At 55.2% G+C, this 17,373-nt stretch carries 11 protein-coding genes, 1 pseudogene and 1 riboswitch; of the genes and pseudogenes, 5 read left to right on the forward strand and 7 right to left on the reverse strand.

Annotated features, from left to right (window positions below; genetic code table 11):
- Positions 1–99 precede the first annotated feature (99 nt).
- Positions 100–1,095 carry a hypothetical protein gene (locus VQ830_RS15785; RefSeq protein ID WP_337269097.1) on the forward strand — a complete coding sequence of 332 codons (996 nt, stop codon included), beginning with the start codon at positions 100–102 and terminating at the stop codon, positions 1,093–1,095.
- A 16-nt stretch (positions 1,096–1,111) separates the two neighbouring features.
- On the opposite strand, the gene VQ830_RS15790 is transcribed toward VQ830_RS15785, so the two are convergent.
- The 6 genes and pseudogenes from VQ830_RS15790 to VQ830_RS15815 all read right to left on the reverse strand — a co-directional run bounded on the left by VQ830_RS15790 (position 1,112) and on the right by VQ830_RS15815 (position 6,608).
- Complete coding sequence (locus VQ830_RS15790) at positions 1,112–1,876, reverse strand: ABC transporter ATP-binding protein (protein ID WP_337269098.1); 765 nt, start codon at positions 1,874–1,876, stop codon at positions 1,112–1,114.
- On the reverse strand, positions 1,873–2,844 hold the full coding sequence (locus tag VQ830_RS15795; protein WP_337269242.1) for a FecCD family ABC transporter permease: 972 nt from the start codon (positions 2,842–2,844) through the stop codon (positions 1,873–1,875). The genes VQ830_RS15790 and VQ830_RS15795 overlap by 4 nt, the downstream gene beginning before the upstream one ends.
- Before the next feature lie 65 nt (positions 2,845–2,909).
- The gene (locus VQ830_RS15800) at positions 2,910–3,929 is read right to left on the reverse strand and encodes an ABC transporter substrate-binding protein (RefSeq protein ID WP_337269099.1); all 1,020 of its coding nucleotides are present in this window, start codon (positions 3,927–3,929) and stop codon (positions 2,910–2,912) included.
- 156 nt (positions 3,930–4,085) lie between these two features.
- Positions 4,086–4,306: riboswitch (cobalamin riboswitch) on the reverse strand.
- Positions 4,307–4,414: 108 nt separating this feature from the next.
- Positions 4,415–4,651: a DUF6894 family protein gene (locus VQ830_RS15805; RefSeq protein ID WP_337269100.1), complete on the reverse strand. Its 237-nt coding sequence runs from the start codon at positions 4,649–4,651 to the stop codon at positions 4,415–4,417.
- 158 nt (positions 4,652–4,809) lie between these two features.
- Positions 4,810–6,171: pseudogene (locus tag VQ830_RS15810) on the reverse strand (PQQ-dependent sugar dehydrogenase); the annotation flags it as partial.
- Positions 6,171–6,608: a DUF2231 domain-containing protein gene (locus VQ830_RS15815; protein ID WP_337269102.1), complete on the reverse strand. Its 438-nt coding sequence runs from the start codon at positions 6,606–6,608 to the stop codon at positions 6,171–6,173. The pseudogene VQ830_RS15810 and the gene VQ830_RS15815, both read right to left, overlap by 1 nt.
- A 509-nt stretch (positions 6,609–7,117) precedes the next feature.
- Between VQ830_RS15815 and VQ830_RS15820 the strand changes: the two genes are divergently transcribed.
- From VQ830_RS15820 to VQ830_RS15835, 4 genes are all read left to right on the forward strand, one after another.
- On the forward strand, positions 7,118–8,485 hold the full coding sequence (locus VQ830_RS15820) for an efflux RND transporter periplasmic adaptor subunit (RefSeq protein ID WP_337269103.1): 1,368 nt from the start codon (positions 7,118–7,120) through the stop codon (positions 8,483–8,485).
- The gene (locus VQ830_RS15825) at positions 8,482–11,586 is read left to right on the forward strand and encodes an efflux RND transporter permease subunit (RefSeq protein ID WP_337269104.1); all 3,105 of its coding nucleotides are present in this window, start codon (positions 8,482–8,484) and stop codon (positions 11,584–11,586) included. Before VQ830_RS15820 ends, VQ830_RS15825 begins: the two co-directional genes overlap by 4 nt.
- Positions 11,583–14,690 (forward strand): efflux RND transporter permease subunit, encoded by a 3,108-nt coding sequence (locus VQ830_RS15830; RefSeq protein ID WP_337269105.1) that lies wholly within the window; start codon positions 11,583–11,585, stop codon positions 14,688–14,690. Before VQ830_RS15825 ends, VQ830_RS15830 begins: the two co-directional genes overlap by 4 nt.
- Before the next feature lie 194 nt (positions 14,691–14,884).
- On the forward strand, positions 14,885–15,922 hold the full coding sequence (locus VQ830_RS15835; RefSeq protein ID WP_337269106.1) for a sensor histidine kinase: 1,038 nt from the start codon (positions 14,885–14,887) through the stop codon (positions 15,920–15,922).
- Positions 15,923–15,964: 42 nt separating this feature from the next.
- Here VQ830_RS15835 and repC read toward each other — a convergent pair whose 3' ends face one another.
- Positions 15,965–17,236: a plasmid replication protein RepC gene (repC, locus tag VQ830_RS15840; protein ID WP_337269107.1), complete on the reverse strand. Its 1,272-nt coding sequence runs from the start codon at positions 17,234–17,236 to the stop codon at positions 15,965–15,967.
- Between the last annotated feature and the right edge of the window lie 137 nt (positions 17,237–17,373).

Consider the following 17,373-nt stretch of genomic DNA (forward strand, 5'->3'; position numbering starts at 1 on the left):
CTTAAGAATGATATAACAGCGTGAGACGCTCGATCACGCTGCGACGGCACCAACAGACTTTTATAGCCCTTGCTCTGGCTAGCACTTAGGAGACATCCCTTGCGTTGTTCGCGATCCGGATTTTTCACCGTCTTCAGCCTTGTCGCTGCAGCAGCGGCGCCCCTTCCTTCAGCACAGGCCGCCTCCTCTGCCATTCCTGCATGGCTAAAGCCTCATATTGGCGAAGGCGACGGACAAATTGCGCTTCCCGTGCTCGAAAGAGCACGTGCCCTTTATTTTTCCAAAGTTGCCGAAGGCAAGGTGAAGAACTCTTGCTATTTCGCCATGGACGCCACGCGTCCAAATGCAGGAACCGATGGGACCTCAAGTGGCCGCTTTTACACCATCTGCGAGGCACAGCAATCGTTCCGCGTCATATCGGCAGGCCACGGCAGCGGGCGCAACCTGCCCGGCGCGGCAAACTTCTCTAATGGGAGGCTCTGCGCGAAGAATTTCGGGAACGCCCTCGATTCCAACCTCACGGCTGGCGGGCCTTATTTAACAAGCGAGATCAAGACCTCTTTCAAAGGTTACTATCACGCGGGTGCAAAGCAGGAAGCCGTGCTGACACGATCCTTCGTGCAGTTCGACGGCATGGGCGAAACGGCCAATGCACGGCAGCGGGCGATCGGCGGCCATGCTGCCGCAAAAGTCGCCGGCATCTGCATGAAAAAGAAGACAGATAGCCCCTACGCCAATCGCGACGGTCTCGTGCCTCTCGGCAATCTTGTGACCTATGCAGGCGGAAGAAGCGATGGTTGCACCAGCTGGTCGCCGTCCGACGCGCCGCAGGTTCTGGCAATGGTTAAAGACAATCCGACTACGGTCTACATTTATCCGGAGTCTCAGGACATCAAGGCGGTCGCGCAGTCTGTTGCGGCGGGACGTGCCTCATCGACAAGCAGGCCTTACTGGAACGAGAGCTGCCTCAAAGAGATCGGCACGCCGGTGTTCTGGCCAAAGGAAAAGCTCGAACCCGTCATCGCGCGATATAAACAGGATCATCCTGCGCCGCCGCCCAAGCCCATCCCAATGTGCGACAACGCGTCCAATTAATAGTGTCTTGGAGCGATCAATCGATCAGGTATTGAATGTGATAGCGCCCATGAACCGCTGATCGCTCCACATGCGCCTTGACGCGGAAGATTTGAGCAAGCAGATCAGCGGTCAATACATGTTCAGGACTGCCCGACGCAACGACTTTACCGTTTTGTAAGACGGCAAGGCTGTTACAGAACATGGCCGCCAGATTGAGGTCGTGCATGGCAATGATGCAGGTGATCCCGAGTTTGGAAACAAGCGACAGAATTTCCAATTGATGCTGAATATCGAGATGGTTTGTGGGTTCGTCGAGCAGCAACTCGCTTGGGCGCTGCGCAAGCGCTTTGGCAAGTTGAACGCGCTGGCGTTCTCCGCCGGAAAGGGTGTGCCAGAACCGTTCCGCGCGCGCGCTCATATCGACCCGCTCAAGCGCCTCTTCGACGGCTTGCTCATCTTCACTGCTCCACGGGGATAAAAATCCGCGATGAGGTGTACGGCCGAGGCTCACCACCTCACGGGCTGTCAGCGGCGTATCGGTTGACGTTTGCTGTTCCACGATAGCCACCCGGCTGGCGAGAGCGCCCCTCGACATCGTGCAAAGATCTTCTCCACCGAGACGAATAACGCCGCTCTTCGCGCGTCGCAGGCGACAGATCAATCGCAAAAGGCTCGACTTACCCGATCCGTTCGGCCCTACGAGACCCAATATCTTGCCTTCAGTCGCTGCAATTGTGACGCCATCGATAATTATCGCGTCGCCGACTGTATAAGTGACGTTGTCGGTTGCGATGGTCACGCTGTTCTCCGTACGCGGTAGAGGATGAGCGCGAACGCTGGCGCGCCGACCAGTGCCGTCACCACGCCGATCGGCAGGACCTGTTGCGGCACGATGGTCCTCGAGATGATATCGGCGAGGATCATGAAGATGGCTCCGCCAAGCGCAGCAGCGGGAAGAAGTTTTCCATGGGCAGGCCCGACAAGAAATCGCGCGGCATGTGGAACAACAAGGCCGACAAAGCCGATCGAGCCGACGGTACTGACAACGGCTGCCGTCATCACAGCGGTGACCGCAAAAAGAACGACTTGCACATTGCGAACCGAAATACCTAGCGCTGCAGCTGAGTCCGTGCCGAAAGCAAAGGCATCAAGCGCGCGTCTATAACATAGACAAATGGCAAGCCCGGCTAATGCAATGGGTCCTGAAAGATACACATCAGGCCATCGCGTTCCGCTCAAGGAGCCGAGAAGCCAGAACAAAACGCCACGCGCCTGTTCCGCACTTGCCGATGTCGTGACGATGTAAGACGTCAACGCATTGAAGAGCTGAGATCCGGCAACGCCGCATAAGATGATCCTTTCGCTCGACCCGCCCGCGCTTGAAGCGAGCGCAGCGACAAGCAAAAATGCAAGCACCGCGCCAATAAACGCGCCGCCAGAAAGCGAAAGAATGCCATAGCCGAGACCGAGGATGGTGACGCCGACAGCGCCTGCGGAAGCGCCCGCCGAGATGCCAAGAACATAGGGTTCTGCGAGCGGATTTCGCAACATGGCCTGAAGCACGACGCCACACACGGCTAAGGACGCGCCGACACTGGCAGCAACAATAGCACGGCTAAGACGATAGTCCCAGACGATGCCCTCCTGGATACGACTGAGGTAAAAGGATGTCCCGAAAAGCCGGTTCGAAACGGCTTTGGCCGTCGTGGATAGTGGTATCGGTATCTCGCCGATTGCAACGGCGAGACTGATCATCAAAGCCAGCATGATCAATGCAGTGATGGCGAGTACAAAAAACACAGGCGCGCCATGCTTGCTGAAAATGGCAGGTTTCACTGCGTCAGGCCGAAGCTTTTGATGCCGCTGGCAAGTGTTTCGATCCCGTCGATGGTTCGGATCGTCGGGTTCATCGACTGCGCGTCCATCAACACGAACCGCCTGTTCTTTACCGCATCGAGCTCCTTCGTCACCGGGTCGCTCTCAAGAAAGTCGATCTTGACCTGCGGATCATCCGCGGCATACCGGCGACGGTCCATGACGGCCAGAACGATGACGGCGGGATTTGCCTGCGCAATCGTTTCCCACCCGACCAGTGGCCATTCTTCCTCAGTCGTCACAACGTTTCTCGCACCGATCGTTTTGAGAATGTAGGCGGGGGCACTGTTTTTCCCTGCAATGAAAGCATCGCCATTGACCTCCTTGCTGGAAAACCAGAAAACGATGGGCAGGTTCTTTCCCGACGCGCCTGAAATGGAGGCGACCGCTCGTGCCTCTCGCTTTTTCAAATCTGCGATGAGCGCATCTCCACGATCCCGAACATCGAAGATTTGCGAGAGTTCTGCGATTTCCTGGTAAATCAGATCCATCGAGAAGAGCTCTTTTCGAAGCCCGTCGCCGCCGTCAGTGTTGGTCTTCGCAACGCAATCTGCGGGCGCGATGTAGGTATTGATACCAAGGTCGGCGAACTGTTCGCGGCGGCCCACCGATCCTTGCGCGCCCACATGCCATTCGAATTCGGCAGCAACCAAATCAGGCTCCTGACCAACGACCGATTCGAAACTGGGATCGTTATCGGCAAGGCGTTTGATCTTACTATTGACCTCTTGATATTGCGGAAGCACAGGGCCGACCCAGACCGCTGTTCCTGCAATTTTGTCAGAAAGTCCGAGAGAGAGCAAAATCTCGGTCATGCCCTGCCCGATCGATACGATTTTTTCCGGTGGTTTGGTGAAATTCACCTGCCTCCCGCAATTGCTGATGGTGAGAGGATAATGGCTGGAAGAAGCGGCGAAAGCCGGCGGTCCGGCGACAAGACCGACAAGAAAAGCGAGGGCGATAATAAATCGGCGCACGGGAAGACCTCTATGCAAGCGAGACGGCAATAGTGAGTGCTCGATGCAGAGTTTTTCACTCTCGGCTGTACCGCACATTGACGCGAATAGAGGTCGGGATTCGGTTGCAAGACCGGTCAAACATGGTTGCTCCTTCCGGGCATCCCCGCCCGGCTAATGGGATTATGTTCGACGGCAGGTCTCCTGGCTCGCGGATTTATATCTCGCATCTGCCTTCCCGCTGTCGCAGTGGCACGCCTTTCGGCCGAGGATGATCGACAATCCGCTTACAGTTGCGGGGGCAGCCACGGTTTTGGCCCCTTTTGGGTCTTCCTCACCGTGTTCCCTATTAATCCCATTGGAGACTTCCTCCGGGAACCGTCACTTACGCATAGGATGCACAGGAACCTGCGTCAAGGTGGAGGAATGCGGCAAGGAAGGATTGCCTGTTGGTGCAGCTCCAGGATAGTAGGCGGAGGAGATGATGGGAAAGGTGATGCGCGAGCTTAGGTGAGATTAAGAACTTTTCGAAATGGAACCACCTGTAGAACTTTACCTTTTTCGTCGCAGATCTCAAAGCATTGTCCGTTAACAGGAAGCCCGCTCCTTATCAGCTCGACAAGCATATCACGAGCCGCTTCCAAGGCTTCCTTCTGCGCTGTTTCTAGATCTGGAAGGTCGAGACCTTCGTCATCATGCGCAAGGTCGTCGCCTTCACGGATATGGAAATAGTACCTGGGCATGTCCAACTAACTTCATATTCAAGAAAAAGTTCGGCGTCTCCTGGAATTCTCTGAGCCGAGCGATACGGGGGGCGGCAGGCGGCATTTCAATCAAAGATGAGCAACTAAAGCCCACCAACCACCACCACCTTCTGCTACGGTGCAGGCGCCGAGAGATCATCTGTTCCGATTGGACGAGGCGTCACACGCCCGTCGGCGGCAGATACGCGCCATACGGTATCCCCTACATCATCGGCGATCAGCAATGCTCCGGTACCGTCGATGCCGAGACCGACAGGCCTTCCCTTTACTTTCTCGTTCTGAATGAAGCCTGTCACGATATCCTGCGCTTTTCCGGCAGGCTGACCTTTGTCGAACGGCACGTAGACAACCTTATACCCGTTGAACGATTTTCGATTCCAGCTCCCGTGTTCACCAATGAAGGCGCCGTTGGCATAGGCGTCCGGCATAGCGGAATGAAGAGAAAACGTTAGGCCCAAGGCGGCCACGTGACTGGAGAGCGCGTAATCGGGTTTAACGGCCTTTTGAACCATGTCCGGACGCTGTGGATAGACACGCTCGTCGATATGATTGCCGTAGTAGCTCCACGGCCAACCATAGAACCCACCATCTTTGACGGAGGTCATATAATCAGGGACGAGATTGGGGCCAAGCTCATCCCGCTCGTTGACGACGGTCCAGAGGTTGCGGGTCTCGGGGTTGAATGTGAGCCCGTTCGGATTGCGCAGGCCCGAAGCAAAGATGCGTCTTGCGCCTGTGCGTCGATCGATTTCCCAGATTGCGGCGCGGTTCTTCTCCGCCTCAAGACCGTTTTCGACGATGTTAGAATTCGACCCAACGGAGGCATAAAGAAAGCGACCATCCGGGCTCAGCGCCAGGTCTTTTGTCCAATGATGATTGATGGGACCGCCAGGCAAAGGTGTGAGAATTTTTGGTTGCGCCGTTATCTCGTTCTGTCCAAGCTCATAAGGATAAGCAAGAACGGCTGAGGTCGTTGCGACGTAAAGCGTGTTATCCGCCCAAGCGACGCCGAATGGAGAATCAAGCTTTTTCAGCAAGTCATGTCGCTCGTCGACCTTCCCGTCTCGGTTCGTATCGCGAAGCAGCGTGATCTGATTGCTTTCCTTTTGCGGAGCCCCTGCCCCATGGGCAATTGCCATGATCCAGCCGCGAATAACATCTTTTGGCCGTGTCTTAGGTTCGCCCGTAGGACCGCGTGACTGGATCACCAGCACATCGCCATTGGGAAGCGTATGGACGCTGCGAGGATTGCCGACATCCTTCACATAGGCGCTGATTACCAAACCATCTGGAACCGTTGGTGCCTCATTGTCCTTCCAACCGGTAACTTCCGCCACTTTCAAGTCCGGGAGCAGCTTGAAGGATGGCTCCGGCAAAACCGGATCTGGTCCGATCTGCTGGGAGACATCGAAGTTGTCGTCATTGTCACTGCATGAAGAAAGGCTAAATGCAAAAGCTAGGGTGATGGCAGAGATCAGAAACAGACGGGCAGTGTTCATCAAAGTCTCCAGGCCAAACGTGCATATTTCCGGATCGAAAGACTAATGGTCACCAGCGCGACAAAAAATGTGACAGCCGACGTCAAAAGCCCGTAGGGAACAACAGCCGTCCAACCATCACCAGCGTGGATCAGGCTATTCAGCAGGCCAAGAGCGAGCATGACGAGATAGGACAAGATTGCTGCGAATGATGGCCTTAGCGGCCAGGTCCGCCGCCTTAAAAGATCGATAAGACCTGCCACAAAGCTTAGTGCACCGAACACCAATCCAATGAATAGCAGCCATGCTGAGAAGTTCTGCCACATCACATTCGCGGTCTGCGAAAAGACTATATCCGTCCCAAGAGCGATCGTGAAGCAAACGAACGGAAACGGCACAAAAAGCGACTGCATCGGAAAGGCCGACGCATCGTTCGCATGCAGAGAAGCATCTGGCATTGAAAAACTCCGACCACCTATTTCACGCACGATACGAGGTCAAAAAGGTTCGAAAATCAGAAATAGCGAGGTTGCCGGCGACCAGCTGCTTCCTCCCAGCGTCCGCCATGCAACTCCTAACGGACGTAACGCCAATTGGTTGCAACCGCAGCCTCAAATCCGTCGGACTGTTCCCGTTAACTTGAATATAATGGAAGCGATTATAGCTGTAGCGGGGCTTAGTGCATGAACTGAATTTAACTATGTGGCCATCGACACTTATGCTAGCTACCGATCATTTTTAGGACATGAGCTTCGATCACCATTGTCTCCATTAGAGGAAGATGGCCTTCCTGAACTGTCACGGCTTTATCACCCCGCTGCGGGATCATCATTCCCGAGATGATCTGAACAATGATCGAACCGTATCTCTCTTTAAGCTTTTGCTGGGCACTGAACCTGTTGGCTACGGACATACCACTAAAATTTAGGTTGAAAGAGGCGGTCATCCGTCAAGACAAGGTTGGATAATGGGCAGACGCAAGGCAGTTTTCTTTGTTGGTATCATCGTCATTGCTGGCCTAGCCTATGCCACCAGGCAAAGCTGGCTGCCGCCGCTTCAAAGCAAATGGGCCAACCACGAACGCCAGGACGATCGCCGTGATGCGAAGGATCAGGCCATTCCCGTTATAGCAGCGCCCGTCGCCACGTCCGATGTGCCTGTCTATGTCAACGGGATCGGCAGCGTCAAAGCGTTAAACACGGTCGTGGTCCGTGCCCAGGTGACCGGCAAAATCACTGCTATCGATTTCGACGAGGGCGAGGACATCAAGAAGGGATCGCGCATTGCGAAGCTGGACGACGCGCTCTACAAAGCACAGCTCGATCAAGCGATTGCCAAGAAGGCGCAGGATGAGGCCCTTCTTGCCAATGCGCAACTCGAACTAAGCCGGCTCGAACGCCTGGCACAAAATGCGGCTGGTACGCAGCAGCAAGTCGACAATCAGCGATCGCTCGTCAGCCAGTACAGCGCCCAAATTCAGTCTGATCAAGGCGCGATCGAAGCTGCGCAGGCTCAGCTCGACTACACCACCATCACTGCACCCATTGACGGAAGGACCGGCATCCGGGCGGTCGACATCGGAAATATCGTTAGCTCGAGCGACACGAATGGGATCGTCACCTTATCCCAGATCCAGCCGATCAACGTGATATTTGCAATACCACAGCAGAGTTTGGCGCAGGTCAACGAGGCGGTGACTGCAGGAGACGTGCAGGTCGAAGCCCTTAGCGGCGACGGCAAGACCGTCATCGATACGGGCAAGCTCACCGTCGTTGATAATCAGGTCGACCCGACGACCGGCACGGTCAAACTTAAAGCAGAGTTTCACAATCAAAAACTGGTCCTTTGGCCAGGTGCCTTCGTCAACGCACGTCTTTTAGCAAGCACGATGAAAAACGTCCTGACCGTTCCTTCCGCGGCTGTTCAGCGCGGGCCTGGCGGCACCTACGCTTACATCGTTGAGCCCGATCAGACAGTGAAAATGCAGGCGATCAAGCTTGCGATGCAAGACGATAAGATCTCCGTTGTTACGGAAGGCCTTAAGGCTGACGATAAAGTCGTGACGACGGGCTTTGCCCGGCTTCAGGACGGAACGGCCGTCAAGGTTTCATCCCAGGAAGAGGCTGACCCGAGCAAATTGCCTGTACCACTTGCCGATGAAAGCCAGTCACGTCGCCAACGCCGGCAAGGGGGCGGAGAAGGCGGTCAGCATCGACAGGGGCAGGAGCGTGGTGGCCATCGACAAAATGGCGCCTCAGCGGAAAAACCAGCCGATCAGCCTGCCACTACGCCATCGACCAACCCACCGGCTAAAGCGGACGGCGCGACGCAATGAGTATATCGTCGCCGTTTATTGCCCGCCCCATTGCCACATCGCTACTTGGAATTGCGACGCTCCTGGGTGGCTTGCTCGGTTATCTATCGCTGCCAGTAGCGCCGCTACCGCAGGTGGATTTTCCCACCATCCGCGTCACGACACAGCTGCCAGGTGCAGACCCCGACACAATAGCCGCCTTGGTGACCGCGCCGCTTGAACGTCCGCTCGGGCAGATTCCGGCCTTGGCCTCGATGACGTCTTCAAGCGCTTACGGCATCAGCCAGATTACCCTGCAATTCAATCTCGACCGCGACATTGACGGTGCTGCGCAAGATGTGCAGGCGGCAATCAATTCGGCATCGGGATTGCCAAGGACCCTGCCCTACCCTCCGACCTATGCCAAAGTGAATCCCGCGGACACGCCAATCGTCACCCTGGCGCTTCACTCAGCGACCTATCCCTTGCGTGAAATCAGCGACTTTGCCGATACAATCATGGCGCAGCGTCTCAGCGAAGTGTCAGGCGTCGGAGAAGTTCGCATCCAAGGCGGCGTTAAACCTGCCATTCGCGTCCAGGCCGACCTGTCGCGCCTTGCCTCGTACAGTCTGTCTCTGGAGGATCTGCGAACGGCAATCACCAATGCCAATGTCTCCGGCGCCAAGGGCGCTGTGGACGGCACCTATCAATCCTTCACGCTCTCGGCGAACGACCAGATCCAAGATCCCGAAGTCTATCGCAACACGATTATAGCCTATCGCAACAACGCGCCCGTTCTCCTGAAGGATGTCGCCGAGGTCGTTGAAGGCCTGGAAAACAGTCAAGTCGGCGCATCCTATCAGGGTCACCCGGCTGTCATCGTCGATGTCATGCGACAGCCGGGCGCAAATGTCATTCATACGGTCGATGATGTTCTAAAACGGTTGCCGCAGCTGCGTCAGGCGCTGCCGAGTGGCGTTGCGTTGGATATTGTCGACAATCGCACGGACACGATCCGCGCCTCGATCCACGACGTTCAGTTCACGCTAGTGCTCAGCGTCGGTTTGGTGGTTCTCGTTGTTTTTCTCTTCCTGCGAACGCTCACGGCCACCATTATCGCTGGTGTGGCGCTGCCTCTTTCGCTCATCGCAACCTTCGGCATCATGTGGTTTGCCGGTTTCAGCCTCGACAACCTGTCTCTCATGGCGCTGACAATCGGCACGGGCTTCGTTGTCGATGACGCCATTGTCATGATCGAAAACATCGCGCGCCACATCGAGGAAGGCGAAACGCCGATGCAGGCTGCTATGAAGGGTGCGGGAGAAATCGGCTTCACCATCATCTCGCTGACAGCGTCCTTGATCGCAGTTTTCATCCCTCTCCTTTTCATGACGGGGATCGTTGGGCGCATGTTCCACGAATTCGCCTTGACCTTAACGATCGCTGTCGTGGTCTCGGCCATCATCTCGCTCACGCTGACCCCGATGATGTGCGCCCGCATCCTTCGCGCGCCCAAGGCTCGTAACACCGGACTGCTCGGTGTTACGAACCGCATCATGGACAGCATGAATGAAGGTTATCGGCGCAGCGTCAATTGGGCTGTCGATCAAAGGGCCCTGATGCTTGCCCTCACCGCGATCACCATCTTCGTGACGATCGCTCTTTACCTTTTCGTTCCCAAGGGGTTTTTGCCGCCACAGGATACAGGGCTGATCACCGCCGTTATCGAAACCGAACCGACCAGCTCCTTCGATGCGATGAAGGCGGTGCAAGGCCAGATCACCGATCGGCTTCGCAAGGATCCTGCTGTCTCCGGCGTCGCTTCGGTAATTGGTGCAGGGGCCTCCAATCTGACGCTTAACACGGCCTCCTATACGATCGTCCTGAAGCCTCGCGATCAGCGTAACCTTTCTGCCGATGAAATTATCGCCCGCCTTCGCAAGGCAGTTGCCGATGTACCAGGAACGCGCGCGACCTTCCAAAGCGTTCGGGACATCTCCATCAGCACCCGCACCAGCCGTGCGGCTTACCAATATACGCTGACCGGAACCTCGGCGTCCGCTGTTGCCGAATGGGCCGATAAACTGGCGGCCAAGCTTGAGGGAAATCCGCTTCTTATCGACGTCAATTCGGAGGTGGAACTGGGAGGGGGCCGGCTTTCCGTTGAGGTTGACCGGCAACTGGCCGCGAGACTCGGCATTTCAATGCAGAATATCAGCGACACGCTCTACGATGCGTTCGGCCAGCGCCAGATCAGCACGATCTATGGTCAGGCGAACCAGTACCGCGTCATTCTCGAAGCTGCACCGCGCTATCAATCCGATCCGGAGTCCCTCAAGCAGATCTACCTTAACGGAGCCGACGGCGCGATGGTGCCGCTAAGTGCTTTTGCGACAACGCATTTGAGCACATCTCCGCTGGTGATCAGTCGCGACGAGCAATTTCCAGCCGTCACGGTAAGTTTCGATCTTGCTGCTGACGCCTCGCTCAGTCAGGCGGTCGACGCCATCAAGAAGGCTGAACGCGAAATTGGGATGCCGTCGACGATCCAACGCAGTTACAGCGGCGATACGGAAGAGTTCGAAAAGTCGATTGCTGGCGAACCGTGGCTCATCCTTGCGGCGGTTGTAACAATCTACATCGTCCTTGGTCTTCTATACGAAAGCGCCATCCATCCCATCACTATTCTCTCTACGCTACCCTCGGCTGGGGTTGGTGCGCTGGTGGCCCTGATGCTGTTCGGTCACGATCTTTCCATCATCGCCTTGATCGGCATCGTTCTTCTGATGGGGATCGTGAAGAAGAATGCGATTATGATGATCGACTTTGCGCTGGATCTGGAAAGACGGGAGGGCCGTGCGCCACGCCAGGCGATCGTCGAAGCCGCTGCGTTGCGGTTTCGTCCGATCATGATGACAACGCTTGCAGCGCTTTTTGGTGCCTTGCCACTGGCTCTCGCACAGGGCACCGGCGCTGAGCTGCGTGTTCCTCTTGGGATTTCTATCATTGGGGGGCTGTTGCTGAGCCAGCTCCTCACGCTTTACACCACCCCGGTGATTTATCTTGCGCTTGATGGGCTGCACGCGAGATGGAGTGGAAGGAACGCCCAGAGCGGACGCCTGCTTGCTGAGGACGGACAATGAAACTGTCCGATCCCTTCATCGAGCGGCCGATCGGCACGACGCTTCTGGCGATCGGCATAATGATATTAGGCTTTGTCGCCTATCATTTCCTACCCGTTGCAAGTCTGCCGGCTGTCGATCTGCCGACGATACGCATTGGCGCGAGCCGTCCTGGCGCCGATCCAGAGAGCATGGCGGCAAGCGTTGCAGCTCCGCTTGAAAGACATTTGGGAGCCATCGCAGGGGTCACTGAAATGACCTCGATGAGCGGACTGGGCTCGACCAATATCTTCCTTCAATTCGACTTGTCGCGTGACATCGACAGTGCCGCGCAGGATGTGCAGGCAGCAATTAACGCCGCGATAGCTGACCTGCCAAGTGACATGCCCTCCCCGCCAGCACTTCGCAAGGCAAATCCAGCTGCAGCCCCCATTCTGACTTTGGCGTTGACATCGGACACTGTCCCGGCCAGCGACGTTTTCGATGCGGCAGATAGTGTTGTGGTCCAGCGGATTTCGCAGGTTGAAGGCGTCGGCGACGTCTCCGTCAGCGGCGCTGACCAGCCAGCTGTGCGAGTTCGCGTTAATCCCGACAGACTGGCGGCCATAGGTTTGTCGACTAACGACATTCATAATGCTGTCGTGAATGCCAATGCTCTCGCTCCGGTGGGTGGCATTGGCGGACCTCGGTCCTTCTATTCGATTTCCGTCAACGCACAGCTGCAAGGCCTCGACGATTATCGGGACACTATCATCCATGCCTCAAACGGCACGGCGGTCCGTCTTGCCGATGTGGCATCCGTCGATGAGGGCGTCCGCAACAGCCGGTCCGATGCCTGGTTCAATGGCAAACCGGCCGTTCTTCTCAACATCACGAAAGCAGCCGATGCGAATGTTGTCTCGACCGTCGATCAGGTCAAAGCCGTTCTCCCAGAAGTAAAGAAGCTCATCCCCGCGGGCATAGAGATTGAGGTCCTCAATGACCGAACGTTGACGATCCACGGCAGCGTCAATGGCATGCAGGTCACGTTGCTGATCACCGTCGTCCTGGTTATGGCTGTTGTATTCGTTTTTCTGCGCCGCCCAGTTCCGACAATTGCCGCTGGTGTCACTGTACCGCTTTCCTTTGCCGGCGCGTTTGCCGCCATGTGGCTCACAGGACTTTCTATCGATAACTTGTCGTTAATGGCGCTTGCGGTTGCGAGTGGCTTTGTCGTCGACGACGCGATCGTCATGATCGAAAATATCTACGCCAATCTTGAGCGCGGCATGACGCCGACCGAAGCGGCAAGACGTGGAGCGCGACAGATTGGGTTTACTGTCGTTGCTATCAGTATTTCACTTATGGCGGCTTTCATCCCGCTTTTCTTTATGGGCGGCATCGTCGGGCGCTTCTTCCTGGCGTTCTCGTTGACCCTTGCCTTTACCATTGCCGTATCGACCGTCGTGTCGCTGACGCTGACGCCGATGATCTGTGCAAAACTCTTAAAGCCTCATCAGGCGCCCACGGGTCTTGCAGGTCGGATAGATCGAGGATTGGATGCGTTTTTAGACCGCGTGACCGCTCTTTACGGCCGCAGCCTCGAGATGCTCCTACACCGACGGATCCTGGCAATCTTCACGGTGCTTGCCTGCGTCGGGCTGACATTTTATCTCTACGCCAAAGTGCCAAAAGGCTTTGTTCCGCAGGAGGACACGGGCTTCGTTGTTGGCAGCAGTCAAGCGGCAAGCGATATCTCCTACCCGGCCATGGTGGCCCTACAACGGCAACTCCTGACGGTTGTTCAAAGCGATCCTGCAGTGTTGAACGTCGGTGCCTCCGTAGGCGGCGGTTTATTCGGCACGACAAACCGGGGGCAGATGCAAATTTCGCTAAAACCTGCCGAAGAGCGCCCTCCAATCAACGACGTCATTGCCCGCTTGCGCCGTGAGGCGTCAAAAATTCCCGGGCTCGATACGTCGTTCTTCTCACCCGGCGATATCCGGGCCGGTGCCCGCTCGTCAGATTCTCAGTATCAGTTCACGCTTTGGGATGCAGATTATGATGAACTCATTGCATGGGCTCCTCGTATCCTGCAGCGCTTGCGAGACGAGCCGCTATTGACGGATGTAAACAGCGACCGGCAGCCGAGCGGCCTGCAGGCCAATATCGAAGTGGACCGGACCGCGGCTGCGCGTCTCGGTGTGCCCATGACGGCGGTTGATACCGCGCTGAACAATGCATTTGCTCAACGGCAGATCACGACGATTTATGATGATCGAAACCAGTATCGCGTGGTGTTGGAAGCCTACCCCGAATTCGCGAAAGACCCCGAGCAGATATTACGGATCTATGTGACAGCTTCCGACGGTAGCCAAGTGCCGCTGAGCGCGTTTGCTCATATCGCGCGTGGCATCGCACCGCTGGCAGTCAACCACCAAGGCCAGTTTCCTTCAGTGACGATTTCTTACAATCTTGCGCTAGGGGTTAACCTTGACCAAGCCAACCAGGCCGTCCGCGCGGCTGTGAACGGTTTGCATCTTCCTGATACGCTGCACGCCAATTTTGCGGGAGATGCCTCGAGCGCCATGCAGGCATCCGGCAATCAGCCGCTTCTTATCCTCACAGCTTTGCTCGCCGTTTATATCGTCCTCGGGATTTTGTATGAGAGTCTTGCCCATCCGCTGACAATCATCTCAACACTGCCTTCTGCTGGATTGGGAGCCCTTCTTGCCCTGTGGGTCAGCGGTACGGAACTGACGATAATTGCGTTCATCGGCATTATTCTCTTGATCGGGATCGTCAAGAAGAATGGGATTATGATGGTGGATTTCGCTCTTGAGGCAGAGCGCCGCGAAGGAAAGTCGCCTCAAGACGCAATTTTGGAAGCGTGCATACGCAGGTTTCGTCCCATCACAATGACGACCCTTGCTGCCTTCATGGGCGCAATTCCGCTCATAATAGCAAGCGGGCCAGGTGCCGGCCTGCACAGGCCGCTCGGCATCACCATTGTTGGGGGCTTGATCGTTTCACAGATATTGACCCTTTACACGACGCCGATCATTTATCTCGTCTTCTCCCGAATACCGAAGCGAAGATTATTTTCACACCGACTTCGCGGGTCCTCCGCGACAATCGAAGCTTGAGCGATTTGCGAAACAATTGCATCCCTAACAATTGCAGGGCCTTGTTTTAAAGATATTTCCGCTAGTTCTGGAGAAGAAAGAGGAAGATCAGATCATATTTGCGATCAGAGCTATGCCCTCTAGCGTCTTGATATCAGTTTGAGTGTGGTTGCGGCTGTCATTTGTCTTGCCGCGTTTCAAGGTCAAGGCCGGCTATGACAGAAGAAACTGATCATTTGAACCTAAATGTCCAAGCCGACCCGCAGTTTGATCGCCAACTCCTAGCTGCTATTGTTGATTCATCTTTCGACGCAATCGTCAGTAAGGACCTAAACGGTATCGTTCTGACGTGGAATCAAGCTGCTGAACGGCTCTATGGTTTTACAGCGGAGGAAATGATTGGAAAGTCGATCCTCGCCGTCGTTCCTGCGCATCTTCATGATGAAGAAATGCAGATTTTGAAACGCATTGAGCAAGGCGAACGCATTATACCCTTTGAGACGGTTCGCCAGCATAAGAACGGGTCCTACGTGCCTGTCTCTCTTACGATGTCGCCGATCCGCAATAGCCGGAACGAGATTATCGGTGCATCAAAAATTGCGCGCGATATTTCAATGGCGAAGGATCGGGAGCGGCGTATCAGGCTTTTGCTGCGGGAGGTAAATCACCGCGTAAAAAATCAGTATGCCATTATTCTCTCGATGATTAAGCAGAGCCGCGCGACGATGAGGGATCCTGAAAATTTTGAAAGTCAGATCCGACAGAGGATTATGGCGCTGTCCGCATCGCACGATCTGCTTGTGTCAGGGGATTGGTCGGGGGCAGGCCTTGCTGAGCTGATCAGGGCGCATCTAAAAACATTCCATCGTGAAAACCTAATCTATGTCTCTGGTCCTCTGGTTAAGCTGACACCCAATGCCGTCGAAAACCTGGGTATGGCCTTCCACGAACTTGCCGTGAACTCATCGAAACATGGCGTTCTCCATCAAGAGCGTGGGGGCATCTATATCACCTGGGATTTGGATGGAGTTGATGGGGAGCCTCGGATCTTCACGCTCTCCTGGGAGGAGGTCTTTGCAGATGATATAGCCGTTGCTGATATGCATGGCGGCTTTGGTAGCGTCATCCTCAAGCGCATCGCGCCTCAAGCCCTCAATTCTACAGTTGAATGGAACCGTGAGGCGAACCGGCTCGTGTGGAAGCTGAAAGGCCCCGCAGAGAATTTCGTATCCCGCCGGTTGGCGACGGATTGACCCCAGTTTGTCTTCATGAGCATCATTAAACTGCTTCCTATCCTAGAGCTGACGTTCGCGGCTGCCGTCGTGAAGCGTGCTATTGAGTAAGTCCGTCACGCTAAACTTCCCCTCCCCGGTTTTACGCAATAGATGCTGGAAATAGGCCTGCGGAACGTCGATCTTGTCGAAGCGCTGGAGAATGCAGGCGATTATGGTGGCCGCGTTGACACGGCCCATCACGTTGCAGGCCTGTTCGAACGTGGAAAGAGGAAGTCCAATCATAGATCTCACCACACTGCATGCGGAGAGAAAGTCGTTCCAGCTCGCGATATTACCACTTGGGCCGTAAGCGACGATTTCTGGGCAATGCCTTAAGATGACGTCCAGAGGAGCTGCTTCTGGCTGCGTTTGCTTTTGGCCTGGTGAGAACTGTTTTGTGTATGTGGGCTTTGAGTTTGAGGATCGATGAGAGGTGTTCGCATTCTCTTGCAGAGTGTGCTGCCGGTTCTGCAACCTCAGACTTTTTGCACGTTCTTCTTTTAAGGATTCTGATTCATGACTCTCTTGGTGCCGCTCATTTTGATAGGGATTGGCGCTCATTATTTCAGTTTTATTGTTTCTAATCAGTAGTTTAACAAGAGAATTTTTAATTTCGACGAGTTCTGCCAGGGTTTGGGCAATGTCGTTGGCATTAGCAGTTCGCGAGGCGTTAGCAATGACGACCTCGAATGCATTTTTCAGTGGTGCATGGTTCTCAAGTGGTTCAGAAATTGCAGCAGTGTCAAGGAGCTTAAGAATATCACGCTTTGCTAAAGTAAGGTTATCTTTTAGCGATTGGAGGCGAAGTTTGTCGGCTCGAACTTTGTCCGCAGCGTCGAGAATTTCGTGCTGGCGTGCGAGTAGAGGCACAAGTGAAAAGCCAAATGCCTGGAACACTTTCCCGTTCCGCTCCTTGCGTGCGTAACGTTTGCCGTTCGGGCTGTCATAGCGCAGAATGAACCCAGCATTGACCAATGCGGCTATGTGCCGGCGAATGGTCTGCTCGGCCATGCCGTGCGCTCTGCTCGAGAGTTGCTGGTTGGATGGGAATACGATGAGCTGATCACCCTCGATGAGCTCCGGCTTTGGATGAAAGCTCAGGAGTGCATTCAAGAGTGCAAGCGTTCGGTCTGAAAGCTCGAAAACCTTCTTGGCTTCGCAAAGTGCGCGATAGATCGCCCACTTGTCGACCTTTGAGCCTTTTGTCAGTTCATGAGCCGACACTTGCCTTGAAATCTGGGCAAGCGACATTGGCCCCCGCCCGACAGGCGTGGTGACATGAGATATGAACATTTTTCTTTCACCTTAGATTAGGCAAAAGAATTCAGCTCGCCGAAATGGCGCCAAGACTCTTGACAGCGATTCGCGGAAATGAGATTCTCAGGTTGCGACACATGAGAAGGGCTTCCGCAATGGGTTACCGTTCGGGG

This window comes from Oryzifoliimicrobium ureilyticum, from assembly GCF_037199735.1.
In the GTDB taxonomy this organism is placed as follows: domain Bacteria; phylum Pseudomonadota; class Alphaproteobacteria; order Rhizobiales; family Rhizobiaceae; genus Rhizobium; species Rhizobium ureilyticus.